Here is a 16622-nt window from a genome sequence, read left to right as displayed (position 1 = left end):
TACGATTATATGTTAAAGGCTTTTCCTCTAGGGAAATAAGCCACTTCTCCTAATGCTTCTTCAATTCTTAATAATTGGTTGTACTTGGCCATTCTATCTGAACGAGAAGCTGAACCTGTTTTAATTTGACCACAATTTAAGGCCACTGCTAAATCTGCAATCGTATTGTCTTCTGTTTCGCCAGACCTGTGACTCATTACTGAAGTATACCCCGCATTTTTTGCCATATTAACGGCAGCAATAGTTTCCGTTAAAGTACCTATTTGATTTACCTTAATTAAAATTGAATTTGCGATACCATTTTTAATTCCTTTAGACAAACGCTCAACATTTGTAACAAACAAATCGTCACCAACTAATTGTACTTTGTCTCCAATTTTTTCAGTTAAATATTTCCAACCGTCCCAATCGTTTTCATCCATTCCGTCTTCAATAGAAATAATTGGATAATTTGCTGCTAACTCTGCTAAATAATCTGCTTGTTCTTTACTCGTTCTAACTTTTCCTTTACTTCCTTCGAACTTCGTATAATCGTAAGCGCCATCAACATAAAATTCCGCAGCAGCACAATCTAAGGCAATCATTACTTCATCACCCAAAGAATATCCTGCATTATTAACTGCTAATGCGATGGTATCTAATGCATCTTCTGTACCGTCTAAAGTAGGTGCAAAACCGCCTTCATCTCCAACTGCTGTAGATAAATTCCTGTCGTGTAACACTTTCTTTAAATTATGAAAAATTTCAGAGCCCATTTGCATTGCTTTAGAAAAAGTTTTTGCTTTTACTGGCATTACCATGAATTCTTGAAATGCAATAGGTGCATCTGAATGAGAACCACCATTAATAATATTCATCATTGGAACTGGCAATGTATTTGCTGAAACACCACCAATATATCTATACAAAGGCATCCCCAATTCATTTGCTGCTGCTTTGGCCACTGCCAAAGAAACCCCTAAAATTGCGTTGGCACCTAATTTTGATTTATTTGGAGTACCATCTAAATCTCTCATTAGTTTATCAATTCCGTTTTGTTCAAAAACAGAGACGCCTAGCAATTCTTCAGCAATAATTTGATTTACATTTTTTACGGCTTTTAAAACGCCTTTACCCATGTAATCTTTACCCCCATCACGTAACTCAACAGCTTCATGCTCTCCTGTAGAAGCTCCTGAAGGAACAGCAGCTCTTCCTAAAACTCCATTATCTGTTGTTACATCTACTTCTACTGTTGGATTTCCTCTTGAATCGAAAATTTGACGTGCATGAACACTAATAATAATACTCATTATCTATTTGATTTAGTTAATTTACTCTATTTATGATGGCTAATTTACAAAATAAGCACTTGATTCATCTGACTTAAAAAGAATTGTTACGAAAACGTTTTCAAACAAGTTTTTGTTTTTTAGACAGAAACCTTCTGATGTTTTTCGATGGTTTCTATAAATTGATCAAATAAATATTCAGAATCATGAGGTCCTGGACTCGCCTCTGGATGGTATTGAACAGAAAAAACAGGTTTATTTTTCATTCTTATTCCCGCAACGGTATGGTCATTTAAATGAACATGGGTAATTTCTATATCTTTATGATTCTCAGTTTCTTCTTTATTGATTGCAAAACCATGATTTTGAGAAGTAATTTCTCCTTTACCTGTTAACATATTTTTAACTGGGTGATTGATCCCTCTATGTCCGTGGTGCATTTTGTATGTAGAAATTCCATTTGCTAATGCAATTATTTGATGTCCTAAACAAATGCCAAATAGTGGCAAATCTTTTTTAATAATTTCTTTTGCAAGCGCTATTGCCGCAGTTAAGGGTTTTGGGTCTCCTGGTCCATTAGAAATAAAATAGCCATCTGGATTAAAAGCAGCTAAATCTTCAAACGTGGAATCGAAAGGAAATACTTTTACATAAGCGTCTCTTTTTACAAAGTTTCTAAGAATGTTCTTCTTGATTCCGATGTCTAAAGCAGCTATTTTAATTCTAGCATTTTCATTTCCAACAAAATAAGGTGCTGTTGTAGATACTTTAGATGCCAATTCTAAACCATTCATAGATGGCACCTTGGCTAATTGCTTTTTTAAAGCTTCAATATTATCGATATCCGTAGAAATAATTGCATTCATGGCTCCGTTATCTCTAATGTAAGAAACCAAAGCTCTGGTATCTACATCTGAAATAGCAACCGTATTGTGCTTTTCAAACCAACCTTTTAAATTCCCATCAGAGTCTACTCTAGAATGTGTAAAACTAAAATTTCTACAAATTAAACCAGAAATTTTTATTCCATCTGATTCTACTTCGTTGTCATTCACACCATAATTCCCAATATGTGCGTTTGTGGTTACCATAATTTGTCCGAAATAAGAAGGATCTGTAAAGATCTCTTGATATCCAGACATACCGGTATTAAAACAAATTTCTCCTGTTGAAGTTCCTTCAATACCTACAGATTTCCCATAAAAGATAGTTCCGTCAGCTAATAAAACTAATGCCTTTTTTCTAGTTTGATATTTCATTGATATAAATTGTGTTTGTTCCTGTAAAAATATAAAAAAAGGGATAAACGTAAACGCTTATCCCTTTTTTATTGTTTGATGTTTTCGTAGAATTGAAAAATTTTAGCTAAGTCTTCATCATTTTTAATTGAAAGTTTATTTTTTTTGATATATTTTTTAATAATTGGACTCTTATTACCAAATATTTTTAAAAAAGTTGTGTTTTTTAGTTTTATTTTTTTAATAATATTTTCTGATTTTAGATAATAAGTTTCTTTTAAAATATATTGATCAGGTTTGAATTGATTGGTGAATGCATCTCTAGCTCCCTTTTTTATTAATTTACTACTTTTTTTTAGAATTTCTTTACCCTTTGTAAAGGCTATCAATTCATAATAGGATTGTACATTATTATTGGAGACAAGCTTAAACACTTTATTATTTAGTCTTATTTTATTTAAGGAGTTAAAATCGAAAACAAATACTGAATCTAAAGAAAATTTTGATACAAATCTATCTATTTTTGTATCATAATTTATATTTTTCACTTTATGTGTTTTACCATCATTAGAGGATATTGTAGCTAAATTTACCCACTTTTTGAATAAATAAGGAGTTCCTTTAATTTTTTTTGAAATTGGAGACTTCACCCATAAACCTGAGGAACCTACATTTAAATCTCCAGCAGTATTAGCTCTTGTATCGATGTCATCCTCACTAGTTTGTGCATTTAATGTTAAAGAAAGTAAACTAACTAATATTAAAATTGTTTTTTTCATAATATGGTTTATTTTGTGTTAATCTAAGTTGTTATAAAATTCAAAAATTTATACTAAATCTGAATAGTTACTAAATTATTCCAACTTTTCAATTATTGGATACATTACTCCTATTACGAGTACCCCAAAACCATTTGACCGAATATCTGAATTTTAAAAAAAATTACTCTTGACCAAAGCTCTCATTTCTAATTTGAGAATAACAAATTGAAGTTATTATTATAAATACTATAAAAAATATTTTTAATAATCTGTGGATTTATTCTCTAAAATACAAAATAATAGTTAATTTTAAACTTGTGAGTAAAGATTTTTTAAAACCAACTGTCTTTGAGGCAGAGCTATAAAAGTATTTTACTAGTTTCATATCTAGTCAATCTGGGCACAAGCTTTGAACTAAAAAAAGTCAAAAATCATACCGACAACATTCTGGAGTATACTGAGATTACCGTTCTTGCTTGTCTCAGGAATCTTTATGGGAGTATTTTCTGGAGTTTTAAAAGGAGGCAGAGCCTTGAGGAATTCTTTTCGATTAAAAATAAAAAGGGATAAACGTATACATTTATCCCTTTTATATAAGTTAAAAAATTTTCATTTCTTATTATTCTTCAGATTTTTCTTCTGTTGTAGTCTCTTCTACTTGAGCAGTGCCCGCTTTTTTGCTTCTTCCTCTTCTTGTCGTTTTCTTAGCTTTTTTCCCTTTAGGATTGTAGATTTCATTATAATCAACCAATTCTACCATAGCCATAGGAGCATTATCTCCTTGACGGTTTCCTAATTTGATGATTCTAATATAACCACCTGGTCTGTCTGCTATTTTTACAGAGATTTCTTTAAAAAGTTCTGTAACTGCATATTTATCACGTAGGTAAGAAAATACAATACGTCTGTTGTGTGTTGTATCTGCTTTCGACTTTGTAATTAATGGCTCTATAAAACATCTTAATGCTTTTGCTTTCGCCACTGTCGTATTAATACGTTTGTGTTCTATTAAAGAACAAGACATATTCGCTAACATTGCTTTTCTATGCGCTGTTTGTCTTCCTAAATGATTATGCTTTTTTCCGTGTCTCATGACGTTTGTTTTATACTTTCATCTTGCATCTACTCATTTTGAGGAGCAAAATATGAAAGCGTTTTTAATATTAAATATTAAAAGTTTGATATTAAAAAGTATTTGAAATTTCCACTATCAAACTTTGTACTTCGTATATTGAACTAGTCTCTATCTAATTTGTATTTACTTAAATCCATTCCGAAGTTTAATCCTTTCACGATTACTAGTTCTTCTAGTTCTGTTAATGATTTTTTACCGAAATTTCTAAATTTCATTAAATCGCTCTTATTAAAAGAAACTAAATCTCCTAAGGTATCTACTTCTGCAGCCTTTAAACAATTTAAAGCTCTTACAGATAAATCCATGTCGATTAGTCTGGTTTTTAATAATTGACGCATGTGTAATGATTCTTCATCATACGTTTCTGTTTGTGCAATTTCATCTGCCTCTAAAGTGATACGCTCGTCAGAGAATAACATAAAGTGGTGGATTAATATTTTTGCAGCTTCAGTTAATGCATCTTTAGGATTTATAGAACCATCAGTATCTATATCAAATACTAATTTTTCATAATCTGTTTTTTGCTCTACACGAAAATTTTCGATTGCATACTTTACATTCTTAATTGGTGTGTAAATAGAATCGGTAAAAATTGTTCCTATAGGTGCAGAAGCTTTCTTATTTTCTTCCGCAGGTACAAATCCTCTACCTTTTTCTATAGTAATTTCTGCATTTAATTTTACAGATTTGTCCATATTACAGATAACTAAATCTGGATTTAATACTTGAAAACCTGAAATAAATTTTTGCAAATCACCCGCAGTAAACTGCTCTTGACCTGAAACAGAAACAGAAACAGTTTCTCTATCTGTTTCTTCTATTTGTTTCTTAAAACGAACTTGTTTTAAGTTTAAAATCATTTCTGTAACATCTTCTACGATACCAGATACAGTAGAAAACTCATGTTCTACACCATCAAGTCTTAAAGATGTAATTGCAAAACCTTCTAAAGAAGATAACAATACTCTTCTTAAAGCATTACCTACCGTTAAACCAAAACCTGGTTCTAAAGGTCTGAATTCAAATCTACCAGAAAAATCTGTAGATTCAATCATTATTACTTTATCAGGCTTCTGAAAATTTAAAATTGCCATATTTCTTCGTTTTAATTGTTATTTAGTTGCGCGGTCTATACGTCTGAAGATGTACAAATAAACCCTTTGGCTAAATACCAATTTGATTAAATTATTATTTAGAATATAATTCTACAATTAATTGCTCTTTGATGTTTTCTGGAATCTGTAATCTTGCTGGTACTTTTACAAAAGTTCCTTCTTTTTTATCTGAATTCCAAGTCAACCATTCGTATACATTGCTGTTAGATGCTAAAGCATCATCAATAGCTTGTAATGATTTAGATTTTTCTCTTACAGCAACAACATCACCTTCTTTTAATCTGTAAGAAGGTACGTTAACGATTTCTCCATTCACAGTAATGTGTCTGTGAGAAACTAACTGACGCGCTCCGCTACGTGAATTAGATACGCCCATTCTGTAAACAACGTTGTCTAAACGAGATTCACATAATTGTAATAAGATTTCACCTGTAATTCCTTGAGAAGCTGAGGCTGTCTTAAATAAATTACTAAATTGACGCTCTAAAATACCATAGGTATATTTTGCTTTTTGCTTCTCCATTAATTGAGTAGCATATTCAGATTTTTTTCCTCTTCTTCTTGCATTTCCATGCTGTCCTGGAGGGTAATTTCTTTTTTCGAAGTTTTTATCTTCTCCAAAAATTGCTTCGCCAAATTTACGAGCAATTTTAGTTTTTGGTCCTGTATATCTTGCCATTTCGTTTTTGTTATAGGTAGGGATTATGAATTAAGGCTTACTCCTTCGATAATCTGATTCCTACCAAATTAAAATATGATTAATTTTGATATGCTCATTTAAGATACTGAAACAAGTTCAGCATATAATTTAAACAAAGTTTAAATTATACTCTTCTTCTTTTTGGTGGGCGACATCCATTATGAGGAATTGGTGTAACATCAATAATTTCTGTTACTTCGATACCTGCATTATGAATAGATCTAATAGCAGATTCTCTACCATTACCAGGTCCTTTTACATACACTTTCACTTTACGTAAACCTGCTTCCTTTGCAACGTTTGCACAATCTTCTGCTGCTAATTGGGCTGCATAAGGAGTGTTCTTCTTAGAACCTCTAAAACCCATTTTACCTGCAGATGACCATGAAATTACATCACCTTTTTTATTTGTTAAAGAAATAATGATATTGTTAAAAGATGCAGTTACATGCGCTTCTCCTACAGCATCAATAATTACTTTACGTTTTTTCGAACTTGCTTTTGCCATAATTATTCAGTTTTAGTAATTTAGTTTTCTAATTTTAAAGCATTTAAGCTATTATTAGATCTTTATTACTTCGCTAACTTATTTTTTCTTGTTAGCTACAGTTTTTCTCTTACCTTTTCTTGTACGAGAGTTGTTCTTAGTTCTTTGCCCTCTTAATGGAAGACCAAGTCTATGACGAATTCCTCTTTGACAACCGATATCCATCAAACGTTTGATGTTTATCTGTACTTCAGAACGTAACTCTCCTTCAATTGTGAAAGATCCTACTTGTTCTCTAATTGCAGCGATTTGATCATCAGTCCAATCTTGAACTTTGATGCTTTCGTCTACTTTTGCTTCAGCTAACACCTTTTTAGATCTGCTGCTTCCTATACCAAAGATGTAAGTTAAAGCGATAACTCCTCTTTTATTCTTTGGAATATCAATACCTGCTATTCTTGCCATTACCCTTGTCTTTGTTTAAATCTAGGATTTTGTTTATTAATTACGTATAATCTACCTTTCCTGCGCACTATTTTGCAGTCGGCACTTCTTTTTTTAACTGATGCTCTAACTTTCATCTGTTCTGTTTTTTTTAGTATCTGTAAGTAATTCTTGCTTTTGATAAATCGTATGGACTCATTTCTAGTTTTACCTTATCTCCAGGTAATAACTTAATATAATGCATACGCATTTTACCAGAAATGTGAGCCGTTACAATATGCCCATTTTCTAATTCTACACGAAACATGGCATTTGATAATGCTTCTGTAATTGTTCCGTCTTGTTGAATTGCTGATTGCTTAGCCATATTATTTAATCGATTTTCTATTGCTATTTCCCGCTTTCATTAAACCATCATAATGACTGTTTAATAAGTACGAGTTAATTTGTTGTATAGTGTCAATTGCTACACCTACCATAATGATTAATGATGTACCACCGTAAAACATTGCCCAACTTTGTTGTACTCCAAATTGAACTACAATTGCTGGTAAGATAGATAAGGCTGCTAAAAACAACGATCCTGGGAACGTGATTCTAGACAATACGCTATCTAATCTGTCTGCTGTGTCTTTACCAGGTCTTATTCCCGGTATAAAACCACCACTTCGTTTTAAATCTTCAGCCATTTTATTCGTTGGAATTGTAATTGCTGTATAGAAAAAACTAAAAATGATAATTAACAATGCAAAAATAACATTGTACCATAAACCGTTCATGTCTTGCAAACTTGCAATTGCTGGAAATCTTTGAGCCAAAGCAACTGGTAAAAACATAATTGCTTGAGCAAAGATAATAGGCATTACACCTGCAGCATTTAACTTCAAAGGAATATAATCTCTTGAGCCGGCAACATTTTGTATGTTTCCTGCCACTGTTCTTCTAGCATATTGTACGGCGATCTTACGAACGGCGGTTACCAGTAGTACAGTTAATAAAATTACTACAAACCAAACGATTATTTCAATTAAAATCATCATAATTCCTCCTGCACCAGCATTTGTTGTTTTTGCAACAAATTCTTGTAAAAATGCAGCTGGAAAGTTTGCGATAATACCCACAGTAATTAATAAGGATATTCCATTACCAACTCCTTTGTCTGTAATACGCTCACCTAACCACATTGCAAATATTGTACCCGCAGTTAAAATGATAATAGATGAAATCCAAAAAGTTAAGCCTGGAACTAAAAAAGCTTCAGGACCTAAACCAAATTGAGTTTTAATAGCTGTAATATATGTTGGTGCTTGCACCAATGTAATTGCTATTGTTAACCATCTTGTTATTTGCGTAATTTTTTTACGTCCACTTTCTCCATCTTTTTGTAACTTCTGTAAATAAGGAACCGCAATTCCCATTAACTGAACTACAATAGATGCAGAAATATATGGCATAATACCAAGTGCCATTACTGACGCTCTAGCAAATGCCCCTCCCGTAAATGCATTCAATAATCCTAAAAGACCTCCTGAAGTACTTTCTTTTAATGCTGAAAGTTGTAATGGATCTATTCCAGGTAATGGAACAGCAGCCATAAAACGATACACAGCAATTAAACCGATTGTAAGAAGAATTTTGTTCTTTAATTCTTCAATCTTAAAAATGTCTTTTAGCGTATTAATAAAATTCATATTTACGTTTCTTATAAAGTAACTACTTCTCCTCCGGCAGCTTCAATAGCCGCTTTTGCAGTTGCAGTAAATTTATGTACAGTGATGTTTAATTTAGCTTTTAATTCTCCGTTTCCTAAGATTTTAATTAGGTCGTTTTTACGTGCCAACCTATTTGTAATTAAAATGTCTAAATTAACTGTATCTGTTATTTTTCCGCTATCTACTAAAGACTGTAACTTCTCTAAATTGATACCTTGATATTCCTTACGGTTTATGTTGGTGAAACCAAATTTAGGTACACGTCTTTGAAGTGGCATTTGCCCTCCTTCAAAACCAATCTTTTTAGAATAACCAGAACGAGATTTCTGTCCGTTGTGACCTCTTGTAGCGGTCCCACCTTTTCCAGATCCTTCACCTCTTGCAATTCTTTTTCCTTTTTTAATGGAACCTTCTGCTGGTGTTAAATTATGTAAACTCATTTTTCTAAATATCTTATTTAATTTCTTCGAAAGAAACTAAGTGTTTAACTGTATTTACCATACCAATAATTGTAGGAGTTGCCTCGTGTTCTACAGTTTGGTGCATTTTACGTAAACCTAATGCCTCTAAAGTTCTCTTTTGATTCTGAAGACGCCCGATTTGACTTTTTACTTGTGTAACTTTAATTCTTGCCATCGTTCTTAGATTTATCCGTTAAATACTTTTTCTAAAGATATACCTCTTTGTTTTGCAACTGCAACTGCACTACGCAATTGTAACAATGCATTAAAAGTTGCTTTTACCGCGTTGTGAGGGTTAGAAGAACCTTGAGATTTTGATAATACATCATGTATCCCAACTGATTCTAATACTGCACGAACTGCACCACCAGCAATAACCCCTGTACCAGGAGAAGCAGGTTTGATAAACACTTTTGCGCCACCAAATTTACCTTTTTGCTCATGAGGTAAAGTACCTTCCAAAATTGGTATTCTTACTAAATTCTTTTTTGCATCTTCAACAGCTTTTGCTATTGCTGAAGAAACATCTTTCGACTTCCCCAATCCATGTCCAACAACACCGTTACCATCTCCTACAACAACAATTGCAGAGAAACCGAATGCTCTACCACCTTTTGTAACTTTAGTAACACGTTGTACACCAACTAATTTATCTACAAGTTCTAAGCCGCTTGGCTTCACTCTTTCTACGTTTTTATAACCTTGCATAATTTCTTAAAATTTTAAACCAGCTTCTCTTGCAGCTTCTGCTAATACTTTAACTCTACCATGGTATAAATAACCATTTCTATCGAAAGCAACTGTTTCTATACCCGCTTTAACACCTTTTTCTGCAATTGCTTTTCCAACTGCTGTAGCTGCTTCTACTTTAGAACCTGCTTTTATTTCTTTATCTCTAGATGAAACGGAAGCTAATGTTACTCCGTTTACATCATCAACTAGTTGCGCGTAAATTTCTTTATTACTTCTATAAACCGATAATCTTGGTTTTGTAGCAGTACCAGAAATAATCTTTCTGATTCTACGCTTTATTCTAGCTCTTCTTTGTAGCTTTGATAATGCCATATTTTCTATATTTAAATATTTAGATATAAAATAGTAGATTTAAAATTCTTGTTGAAAAGACTTTGCACTTCTAACATCTTAAATCGTATATTTTTTTTATGCAGATTTACCTGCTTTTCTTCTTAATATTTCACCAACAAACTTAACACCTTTACCTTTGTAAGGTTCTGGAGCTCTGAAAGAACGAATCTTTGCAGCAATTTGACCCACTAATTGTTTGTCAAAAGAAGATAATTTAATGATCGGGTTTTTCCCTTTCTCAGATACTGTTTCAATTTTTACTTCTGGAGCTAATTCTAAAACAATATTATGAGAGAAACCTAAAGCTAAATCTAATTTTTGTCCTTGGTTTGAGGCTCTATAACCTACACCAACCAATTCTAATTCCTTAGTCCAACCTTTACTTACACCTTCAATCATGTTATTGATCAAAGCTCTCATTAAACCATGTTGTGCTTTATGGTCTTTACTTTCGGATGCTCTATCTAAAGTGATAATACCATCTTCAATCTTTACTGTAATTCCGTTTGAAATAGTTTGAGTTAACTCACCCAATTTTCCTTTTACGGTTACCACATTGTCTTTTATGTTTACATCTACACCTTGTGAAATGCTAACGGGATTTTTTCCTATTCTACTCATTTCTTATAGATTAATAAACGTAACATAAAACTTCTCCTCCAACATTATCTTGACGTGCTTTTTTATTTGTCATTACACCTTTAGATGTAGAAACAATAGCAATTCCAAGACCGTTTAATACTCTTGGCATCTCTGTAGACCCAACATACTTGCGTAAACCTGGTGTACTAATTCGTTGAATTTTTCTAATTACTGACTCTTTTGTTTCCTTGTCATATTTTAAAGCTATCTTAATAGTTCCTTGAACTTTATCGTCATTGAACTGGTAACTTAAAATAAATCCTTGATCAAACAAAATTTTAGTCATTTCCTTCTTCAAGTTTGAAGCCGGAATTTCCACTACTCTGTGTCCTGCTGCGATGGCATTTCTTACTCTGGTAAGAAAATCCGCGATTGGATCTGTATACATATTTATTTATATTGCGATTACGGTTTTCAAACACCTCTATTGTACCTACAGATTGCTCTGTGATATCCGAACCTATAATCAGTTAATACTCTTATACTTAAAAAAATAGAGCGTGCAAAGATACACATTCTATTTTTATATTTAAGTTTTATTTCAAATTTCTACCAACTTGCTTTTCTAACACCTGGTATCAAGCCTTGATTTGCCATTTCACGAAACGTTACACGAGACAAACCAAACTGACGCATATATCCTTTTGGACGCCCTGTTAATTTACATCTATTGTGCAATCTAACCGGTGATGCATTCTTTGGTAATTTCTGCAAACCTTCATAGTCTCCAGCTTCTTTTAAAGCTTTTCTCTTTTCAGCATATTTTGCAACCGTACGTTCTCTTTTGCGCTCACGCGCTTTCATTGATTCTTTAGCCATTTCTTAATTTTTTTTGAATGGTAAACCTAATTCTCCTAATAATGATTTTGCTTCTTTATCAGTGTCTGCAGATGTTACAAAAGTAATATCCATTCCATTGATTTTTTTCACTTGATCAATATTTATTTCTGGGTAAATGATTTGTTCAGTAATTCCTAAATTGTAATTACCTCTACCATCAAATCCGTTAGCTTTTATACCGTTAAAGTCTCTAACACGAGGCAATGAAGCAGTAACTAATCTGTCTAAAAATTCGTACATTTTATCACCTCTTAACGTAACCTTTACACCAATTGGCATTCCCTTACGTAATTTAAATGATGCAACATCTTTCTTAGACATTGTAGAAATTGCCTTTTGACCCGTAATTTTAGTCAACTCTTCTAAAGCATAATCTATTAACTTCTTATCTGCAATTGCAGCACCAACACCTTTAGAAACAACAATCTTTTCTAATTTAGGCACTTGCATTACATTCTTATAACTGAATTCTTCAGTAAGCGCCTTTACGACTCTTTCTTTGTATTCTGATTTTAATCTTGGTACGTAACTCATGATTATTCTTATTTTTTAGTTTTTTTAGAGATCTTCGTTTTAGATGCTCCATCAACTTGATAACCTACTCTTACAGCTACCCCTTCTTCTAATAACATTACGTTAGAGATGTGAAGAGATGCTTCTTTCTTTACAATACCACCTTGAGGACTTTGAGCACTTGGCTTGGTGTGCTTAGAAACTAAGTTTACACCTTCTACTAATACTCTGTCTTTATCTTTGATGATTTGTAAAACTTTACCTTCAGATCCTTTATGATCTCCTGCAATTACTTTTACAGTATCTCCTGATTTTATTTTAAACTTCTTCATTTTATGATAATTTAAAGCACTTCAGGTGCTAATGATACTATTTTCATGAATTGTTTCTCACGAAGTTCACGAGCAACAGGACCAAATACACGTGTTCCCCTCATTTCCTCTGTAGGATTTAAAAGCACACAAGCATTATCATCAAATCTGATGTAAGACCCATCTTTACGTCTAACTTCTTTCTTAGTTCTTACAACAACGGCTCTAGATACTTGACCTTTCTTTACCGATCCGTTAGGAGTTGCAGATTTTACCGTTACAACAATTTTGTCTCCAATACTTGCATAACGTTTTCTAGTTCCTCCTAAAACTCTAATTACTAAAACTTCTTTGGCTCCAGTATTATCTGCTACTTTTAATCTTGATTCTGTCTGTAACATATTATTTAGCTCTTTCTAGGATTTCTACTAATCTCCAACGTTTAGATTTACTCATAGGTCTTGTTTCCATGATCCTAACGGTATCTCCTTCGTTGCAATCATTCTTTTCGTCGTGTGCAACGTACTTCTTAGTCTTTAATACGAACTTTCCGTACATTGGGTGCTTTACTCTTTTAGTTTCTGCAACAACAATAGATTTTTCCATTTTGTTACTAGAAACAACACCAATTCTCTCTTTTCTAAGATTTCTTTTTTCCATCTTTAAAACTGACTATAGAATTATTGTAATTCTCTTTTTGTTAATTCTGTTGCAATTCTTGCTACAGTTCTTCTTAAGCTTCTCAACTGCAATGGATTCTCCAAAGGAGTTATTGCATGCGCCATCTTAAGATCGGTATAATTTTTTTGCAACGCTCCATGCTTCTCATTAAGATCTGCTATAGATAATTCTTTTATTTCTGATTGTTTCATTCTATTTAGAATTAAGCGTTAATATCAAAATCTCTTGCTACTACAAACTTCGTTCTTACGGGAAGTTTTTGAGCTGCTAAACGTAAAGCTTCTTTTGCAACATTCATTGGCACTCCACCAACTTCAAACAAAATTCTACCTGGCTTAATAACTGCAACAAAATGATCTGGTGCTCCTTTACCTTTACCCATACGAACCTCTAAAGGTTTTTTGGTAATAGGCTTGTCTGGAAATATTTTAATCCACAACTGACCTTCTCTTTTCATATGACGAGTTGCCGCGATACGAGCTGCTTCAATTTGACGAGAAGTTAACAAGTTTTGATCTATAGATTTAATACCAAACATTCCATTAGAAAGTTGATTTCCTCTACCAGAAATACCTGTCATATTTCCTTTCGCCTTCTGTACCTTACGGTATTTTACTCTTTTTGGCTGTAACATTTTTAATTTCTAATTTTAAAAATTATTTTCTTCTACGAGGTTGCGGTCTTTTTCCTCTATCTCCACCACCTTTATTACCACCAGATTGTTTTTTAGACAAACCAACTAATGGCGATAATTCTCTTTTACCATATACCTCACCTTTCATAATCCACACTTTAATACCTAATCTTCCATAAGTAGTGTGCGCTTCAACAAGTGCATAATCGATATCTGCTCTAAAAGTAGATAACGGAATTCTACCATCTTTAAAATGCTCTGAACGTGCCATTTCTGCGCCGTTTAAACGACCTGAAATCTGAATTTTAATTCCTTCAGCATTCATACGCATGGTAGCTTGAATAGCCATTTTAATAGCTCTCTTGTAAGAAATTCTATTTTCAATTTGACGTGCAACACTGGTTGCTACCAATCTAGCATCCAATTCTGGACGTTTGATTTCAAAAATATTAATTTGAACTTCTTTTCCTGTAATTTTTTTAAGCTCTTCTTTTAACTTGTCTACCTCTTGACCTCCTTTACCAATAATGATACCTGGACGTGCAGTGGTGATAGTAACGGTTACAAGTTTTAAAGTACGCTCTATAATTACACGAGAAACACTTGCCTTAGATAAACGAGCATGAATATACTCTCTTATCTTATAATCTTCAGCAATTTTATCTCCGTAGTCATTACCACCGTACCAGTTAGATTCCCAACCTCTGATGATCCCTAAACGATTTCCTATTGGATTAGTTTTTTGTCCCATTTCTACTTTGATTAATTACTTAAATTTTTACTACCTAACTCTAAAGTAACGTGATTAGAACGCTTGCGAATTCTATGAGCACGACCTTGTGGAGCTGGTCTTAATCTTTTTAACATTCCTGCGCTATCTACATAAATAGTTTTTACAAATAACCCAGCATCTTCTATACTTGCATCTTCATTCTTAGCTTGCCAGTTTGCAATTGCAGACAATAACAATTTTTCTAAGTTGATAGATGCTTCTTTAGGACTGAATTTTAAGATTTGTAAAGCTTTTTCAACTTCCACTCCTCTTACTTGATCCGCTACTAAACGCATTTTTCTTGGTGACGTAGGACAGTTAGTAAGCTTAGCAAAAGCACGGTGCTTTCTAGCTTCTTTTAACTGATCTGCCATATTTTTTTTACGAACTCCCATTTCCTACTATTTTTTACCTTTATTTTTCGCACCAGCATGTCCTCTAAAAGAACGCGTTGGTGAAAATTCGCCTAATTTGTGCCCTACCATGTTTTCTGTAACATATACTGGTACAAACTGACGGCCATTATGAACAGCAATTGTTTGTCCTACAAAATCTGGTGTAATCATACTTGCTCTAGACCAAGTTTTGATTACTGTTTTGTTACCAGCTTCTACATTAGCTAACACTTTTTTCTCTAATTTATAGTGAACGTAAGGTCCTTTTTTTAATGATCTTGCCATAACTTATTATTTCTTTCTACGTTCTAAAATATACTTATTACTAGCTTTAGTCTTAGACCTTGTCTTGTAACCTTTAGCAGGAATACCGTTTCTAGATCTTGGATGACCTCCAGAAGCACGTCCTTCACCACCACCCATTGGGTGATCTACAGGATTCATTCTAACAGCATTTACTCTTGGTCTTCTACCTAACCATCTAGATCTACCAGCTTTACCAGAAACTAGTAATTGGTGATCTGAATTAGATACAACTCCAATAGTAGCCATACAAGTTAACAAGATTAATCTTGTTTCACCAGAAGGTAACTTTACCGTTGCATATTTACCGTCTCTTGCCATTAACTGAGCAAAAGAACCAGCAGAACGCGCCATAACAGCACCTTGACCTGGACGTAATTCTATACAAGAAATTGTAGTTCCTAAAGGAATTTCACTTAACGTCATTGCGTTTCCAATTTCTGGAGTTGCTTCGTTACCTGAAATTATAGATTGACCTACTTTTAAACCGTTTTGTGCAATCACATAACGTTTTTCACCATCAGCATAACTTAGTAAAGCAATAAATGCCGTACGATTTGGATCGTACTCTATAGTTTTTACTGTTGCAGGAATACCTTGCTTATCTCTTTTAAAATCGATAATACGGTATTTTTGTTTATGACCACCACCAATGTTACGTGTGGTCATTCTTCCCTGATTGTTTCGACCTCCAGATCGTTTTTTCGGAGCAAGTAAACTTTTCTCCGGCTTATCAGTTGTTATGGTGTCGAACCCATTTACAACTCTAAAACGCTGACCTGGTGTTATTGGTTTTAATTTTCTAACTGACATGTTCTTCTCTTAAAGATTGTTATAAAAATCAATACTTTCTCCTTCTGCTACTTGTACAATTGCTTTTTTGTACCCACTCTTAATACCAGTTACCAAACCTTTTTTAGTAAACTTTGTATTTCTTTGAATTGGGTAGTTTAAAGTTTTCACACTAGAGATAGAAACTCCGTAAGCTGTTTCAACAGCATCTTTGATTTCTAACTTATTCGCTTTTTTATCTACAACAAATGTATAACGATTAAATAATTCGCTATCGCTTGTCGCTTTTTCCGTAATAATAGGTTTTATTAAAATACTCATTTTGAATC

At 33.1% G+C, this 16622-nt stretch carries 29 protein-coding genes; all 29 read right to left on the bottom strand.

Annotated features, from left to right (window positions below; all coding sequences use genetic code 11):
* Positions 1–5: 5 nt before the first annotated feature.
* The 29 genes from eno to rplW all read right to left on the bottom strand — a co-directional run bounded on the left by eno (position 6) and on the right by rplW (position 16614).
* Positions 6–1292: a phosphopyruvate hydratase gene (gene eno, locus Q0998_RS13960; protein ID WP_299670789.1), complete on the bottom strand. Its 1287-nt coding sequence runs from the start codon at positions 1290–1292 to the stop codon at positions 6–8.
* Between the two features lie 119 nt (positions 1293–1411).
* Positions 1412–2530: a glutamine-hydrolyzing carbamoyl-phosphate synthase small subunit gene (gene carA, locus Q0998_RS13955; RefSeq protein WP_299670787.1), complete on the bottom strand. Its 1119-nt coding sequence runs from the start codon at positions 2528–2530 to the stop codon at positions 1412–1414.
* 68 nt (positions 2531–2598) lie between these two features.
* Entirely contained in the window at positions 2599–3288 is a 690-nt protein-coding gene (locus Q0998_RS13950) for a hypothetical protein (protein ID WP_299670785.1), read from the bottom strand.
* Between the two features lie 601 nt (positions 3289–3889).
* A complete protein-coding gene (gene rplQ / locus Q0998_RS13945) occupies positions 3890–4363 on the bottom strand; it encodes a 50S ribosomal protein L17 (RefSeq protein ID WP_299670783.1) in 474 nt (157 codons plus the stop codon).
* Positions 4364–4506: 143 nt separating this feature from the next.
* Complete coding sequence (locus Q0998_RS13940; protein WP_299670781.1) at positions 4507–5499, bottom strand: DNA-directed RNA polymerase subunit alpha; 993 nt, start codon at positions 5497–5499, stop codon at positions 4507–4509.
* Between the two features lie 94 nt (positions 5500–5593).
* A complete protein-coding gene (gene rpsD, locus Q0998_RS13935; protein ID WP_299670779.1) occupies positions 5594–6199 on the bottom strand; it encodes a 30S ribosomal protein S4 in 606 nt (201 codons plus the stop codon).
* Positions 6200–6344: 145 nt separating this feature from the next.
* Positions 6345–6728 (bottom strand): 30S ribosomal protein S11, encoded by a 384-nt coding sequence (gene rpsK, locus Q0998_RS13930; protein WP_299670777.1) that lies wholly within the window; start codon positions 6726–6728, stop codon positions 6345–6347.
* A 78-nt stretch (positions 6729–6806) separates the two neighbouring features.
* Positions 6807–7172, bottom strand: a complete 366-nt coding sequence (rpsM, locus tag Q0998_RS13925; protein WP_299670775.1) for a 30S ribosomal protein S13 — start codon at positions 7170–7172, stop codon at positions 6807–6809.
* Positions 7172–7288 (bottom strand): type B 50S ribosomal protein L36, encoded by a 117-nt coding sequence (gene ykgO / locus Q0998_RS13920; RefSeq protein WP_004568720.1) that lies wholly within the window; start codon positions 7286–7288, stop codon positions 7172–7174. Before ykgO ends, rpsM begins: the two co-directional genes overlap by 1 nt.
* A gap of 14 nt (positions 7289–7302) precedes the next feature.
* On the bottom strand, positions 7303–7518 hold the full coding sequence (gene infA / locus Q0998_RS13915) for a translation initiation factor IF-1 (protein WP_004568721.1): 216 nt from the start codon (positions 7516–7518) through the stop codon (positions 7303–7305).
* Position 7519: 1 nt separating this feature from the next.
* Positions 7520–8842 carry a preprotein translocase subunit SecY gene (gene secY, locus Q0998_RS13910; RefSeq protein ID WP_299670772.1) on the bottom strand — a complete coding sequence of 441 codons (1323 nt, stop codon included), beginning with the start codon at positions 8840–8842 and terminating at the stop codon, positions 7520–7522.
* A gap of 11 nt (positions 8843–8853) precedes the next feature.
* Positions 8854–9303, bottom strand: a complete 450-nt coding sequence (gene rplO / locus Q0998_RS13905; RefSeq protein WP_299670770.1) for a 50S ribosomal protein L15 — start codon at positions 9301–9303, stop codon at positions 8854–8856.
* 13 nt (positions 9304–9316) lie between these two features.
* Complete coding sequence (rpmD, locus tag Q0998_RS13900) at positions 9317–9499, bottom strand: 50S ribosomal protein L30 (protein ID WP_299670768.1); 183 nt, start codon at positions 9497–9499, stop codon at positions 9317–9319.
* Between the two features lie 11 nt (positions 9500–9510).
* A complete protein-coding gene (rpsE, locus tag Q0998_RS13895; RefSeq protein ID WP_299670819.1) occupies positions 9511–10035 on the bottom strand; it encodes a 30S ribosomal protein S5 in 525 nt (174 codons plus the stop codon).
* 3 nt (positions 10036–10038) lie between these two features.
* Positions 10039–10389 (bottom strand): 50S ribosomal protein L18, encoded by a 351-nt coding sequence (rplR, locus tag Q0998_RS13890; RefSeq protein ID WP_299670766.1) that lies wholly within the window; start codon positions 10387–10389, stop codon positions 10039–10041.
* Between the two features lie 96 nt (positions 10390–10485).
* The gene (rplF, locus tag Q0998_RS13885) at positions 10486–11031 is read right to left on the bottom strand and encodes a 50S ribosomal protein L6 (RefSeq protein ID WP_299670765.1); all 546 of its coding nucleotides are present in this window, start codon (positions 11029–11031) and stop codon (positions 10486–10488) included.
* A 10-nt stretch (positions 11032–11041) separates the two neighbouring features.
* Positions 11042–11440 carry a 30S ribosomal protein S8 gene (gene rpsH, locus Q0998_RS13880; RefSeq protein ID WP_299670763.1) on the bottom strand — a complete coding sequence of 133 codons (399 nt, stop codon included), beginning with the start codon at positions 11438–11440 and terminating at the stop codon, positions 11042–11044.
* A gap of 161 nt (positions 11441–11601) precedes the next feature.
* The gene (gene rpsN, locus Q0998_RS13875) at positions 11602–11871 is read right to left on the bottom strand and encodes a 30S ribosomal protein S14 (protein ID WP_299670761.1); all 270 of its coding nucleotides are present in this window, start codon (positions 11869–11871) and stop codon (positions 11602–11604) included.
* Between the two features lie 3 nt (positions 11872–11874).
* Positions 11875–12426 carry a 50S ribosomal protein L5 gene (gene rplE / locus Q0998_RS13870; RefSeq protein WP_299670759.1) on the bottom strand — a complete coding sequence of 184 codons (552 nt, stop codon included), beginning with the start codon at positions 12424–12426 and terminating at the stop codon, positions 11875–11877.
* Between the two features lie 8 nt (positions 12427–12434).
* Positions 12435–12737: a 50S ribosomal protein L24 gene (gene rplX / locus Q0998_RS13865; protein WP_299670757.1), complete on the bottom strand. Its 303-nt coding sequence runs from the start codon at positions 12735–12737 to the stop codon at positions 12435–12437.
* 11 nt (positions 12738–12748) lie between these two features.
* Positions 12749–13117, bottom strand: coding sequence for a 50S ribosomal protein L14 (rplN, locus tag Q0998_RS13860; RefSeq protein ID WP_299670755.1), 369 nt, complete (start codon positions 13115–13117; stop codon positions 12749–12751).
* Position 13118: 1 nt separating this feature from the next.
* Positions 13119–13376, bottom strand: a complete 258-nt coding sequence (gene rpsQ / locus Q0998_RS13855) for a 30S ribosomal protein S17 (protein WP_018943599.1) — start codon at positions 13374–13376, stop codon at positions 13119–13121.
* A gap of 20 nt (positions 13377–13396) precedes the next feature.
* Positions 13397–13588, bottom strand: a complete 192-nt coding sequence (rpmC, locus tag Q0998_RS13850; protein WP_299670753.1) for a 50S ribosomal protein L29 — start codon at positions 13586–13588, stop codon at positions 13397–13399.
* An 11-nt stretch (positions 13589–13599) separates the two neighbouring features.
* The gene (gene rplP / locus Q0998_RS13845; protein WP_088354716.1) at positions 13600–14031 is read right to left on the bottom strand and encodes a 50S ribosomal protein L16; all 432 of its coding nucleotides are present in this window, start codon (positions 14029–14031) and stop codon (positions 13600–13602) included.
* A 22-nt stretch (positions 14032–14053) separates the two neighbouring features.
* Positions 14054–14782: a 30S ribosomal protein S3 gene (gene rpsC / locus Q0998_RS13840; protein ID WP_299670750.1), complete on the bottom strand. Its 729-nt coding sequence runs from the start codon at positions 14780–14782 to the stop codon at positions 14054–14056.
* An 11-nt stretch (positions 14783–14793) separates the two neighbouring features.
* Positions 14794–15198, bottom strand: a complete 405-nt coding sequence (gene rplV / locus Q0998_RS13835; RefSeq protein ID WP_299670748.1) for a 50S ribosomal protein L22 — start codon at positions 15196–15198, stop codon at positions 14794–14796.
* A gap of 6 nt (positions 15199–15204) precedes the next feature.
* Positions 15205–15483 (bottom strand): 30S ribosomal protein S19, encoded by a 279-nt coding sequence (gene rpsS / locus Q0998_RS13830; RefSeq protein WP_015482224.1) that lies wholly within the window; start codon positions 15481–15483, stop codon positions 15205–15207.
* A gap of 6 nt (positions 15484–15489) precedes the next feature.
* The gene (gene rplB / locus Q0998_RS13825) at positions 15490–16314 is read right to left on the bottom strand and encodes a 50S ribosomal protein L2 (protein ID WP_299670746.1); all 825 of its coding nucleotides are present in this window, start codon (positions 16312–16314) and stop codon (positions 15490–15492) included.
* Between the two features lie 9 nt (positions 16315–16323).
* A complete protein-coding gene (gene rplW, locus Q0998_RS13820; RefSeq protein WP_299670744.1) occupies positions 16324–16614 on the bottom strand; it encodes a 50S ribosomal protein L23 in 291 nt (96 codons plus the stop codon).
* Positions 16615–16622: the final 8 nt, after the last annotated feature.

It is taken from the genome of uncultured Polaribacter sp., assembly GCF_947501385.1.
Lineage (GTDB): Bacteria > Bacteroidota > Bacteroidia > Flavobacteriales > Flavobacteriaceae > Polaribacter.
This window is presented reverse-complemented; position numbering and strand designations above follow the sequence as displayed.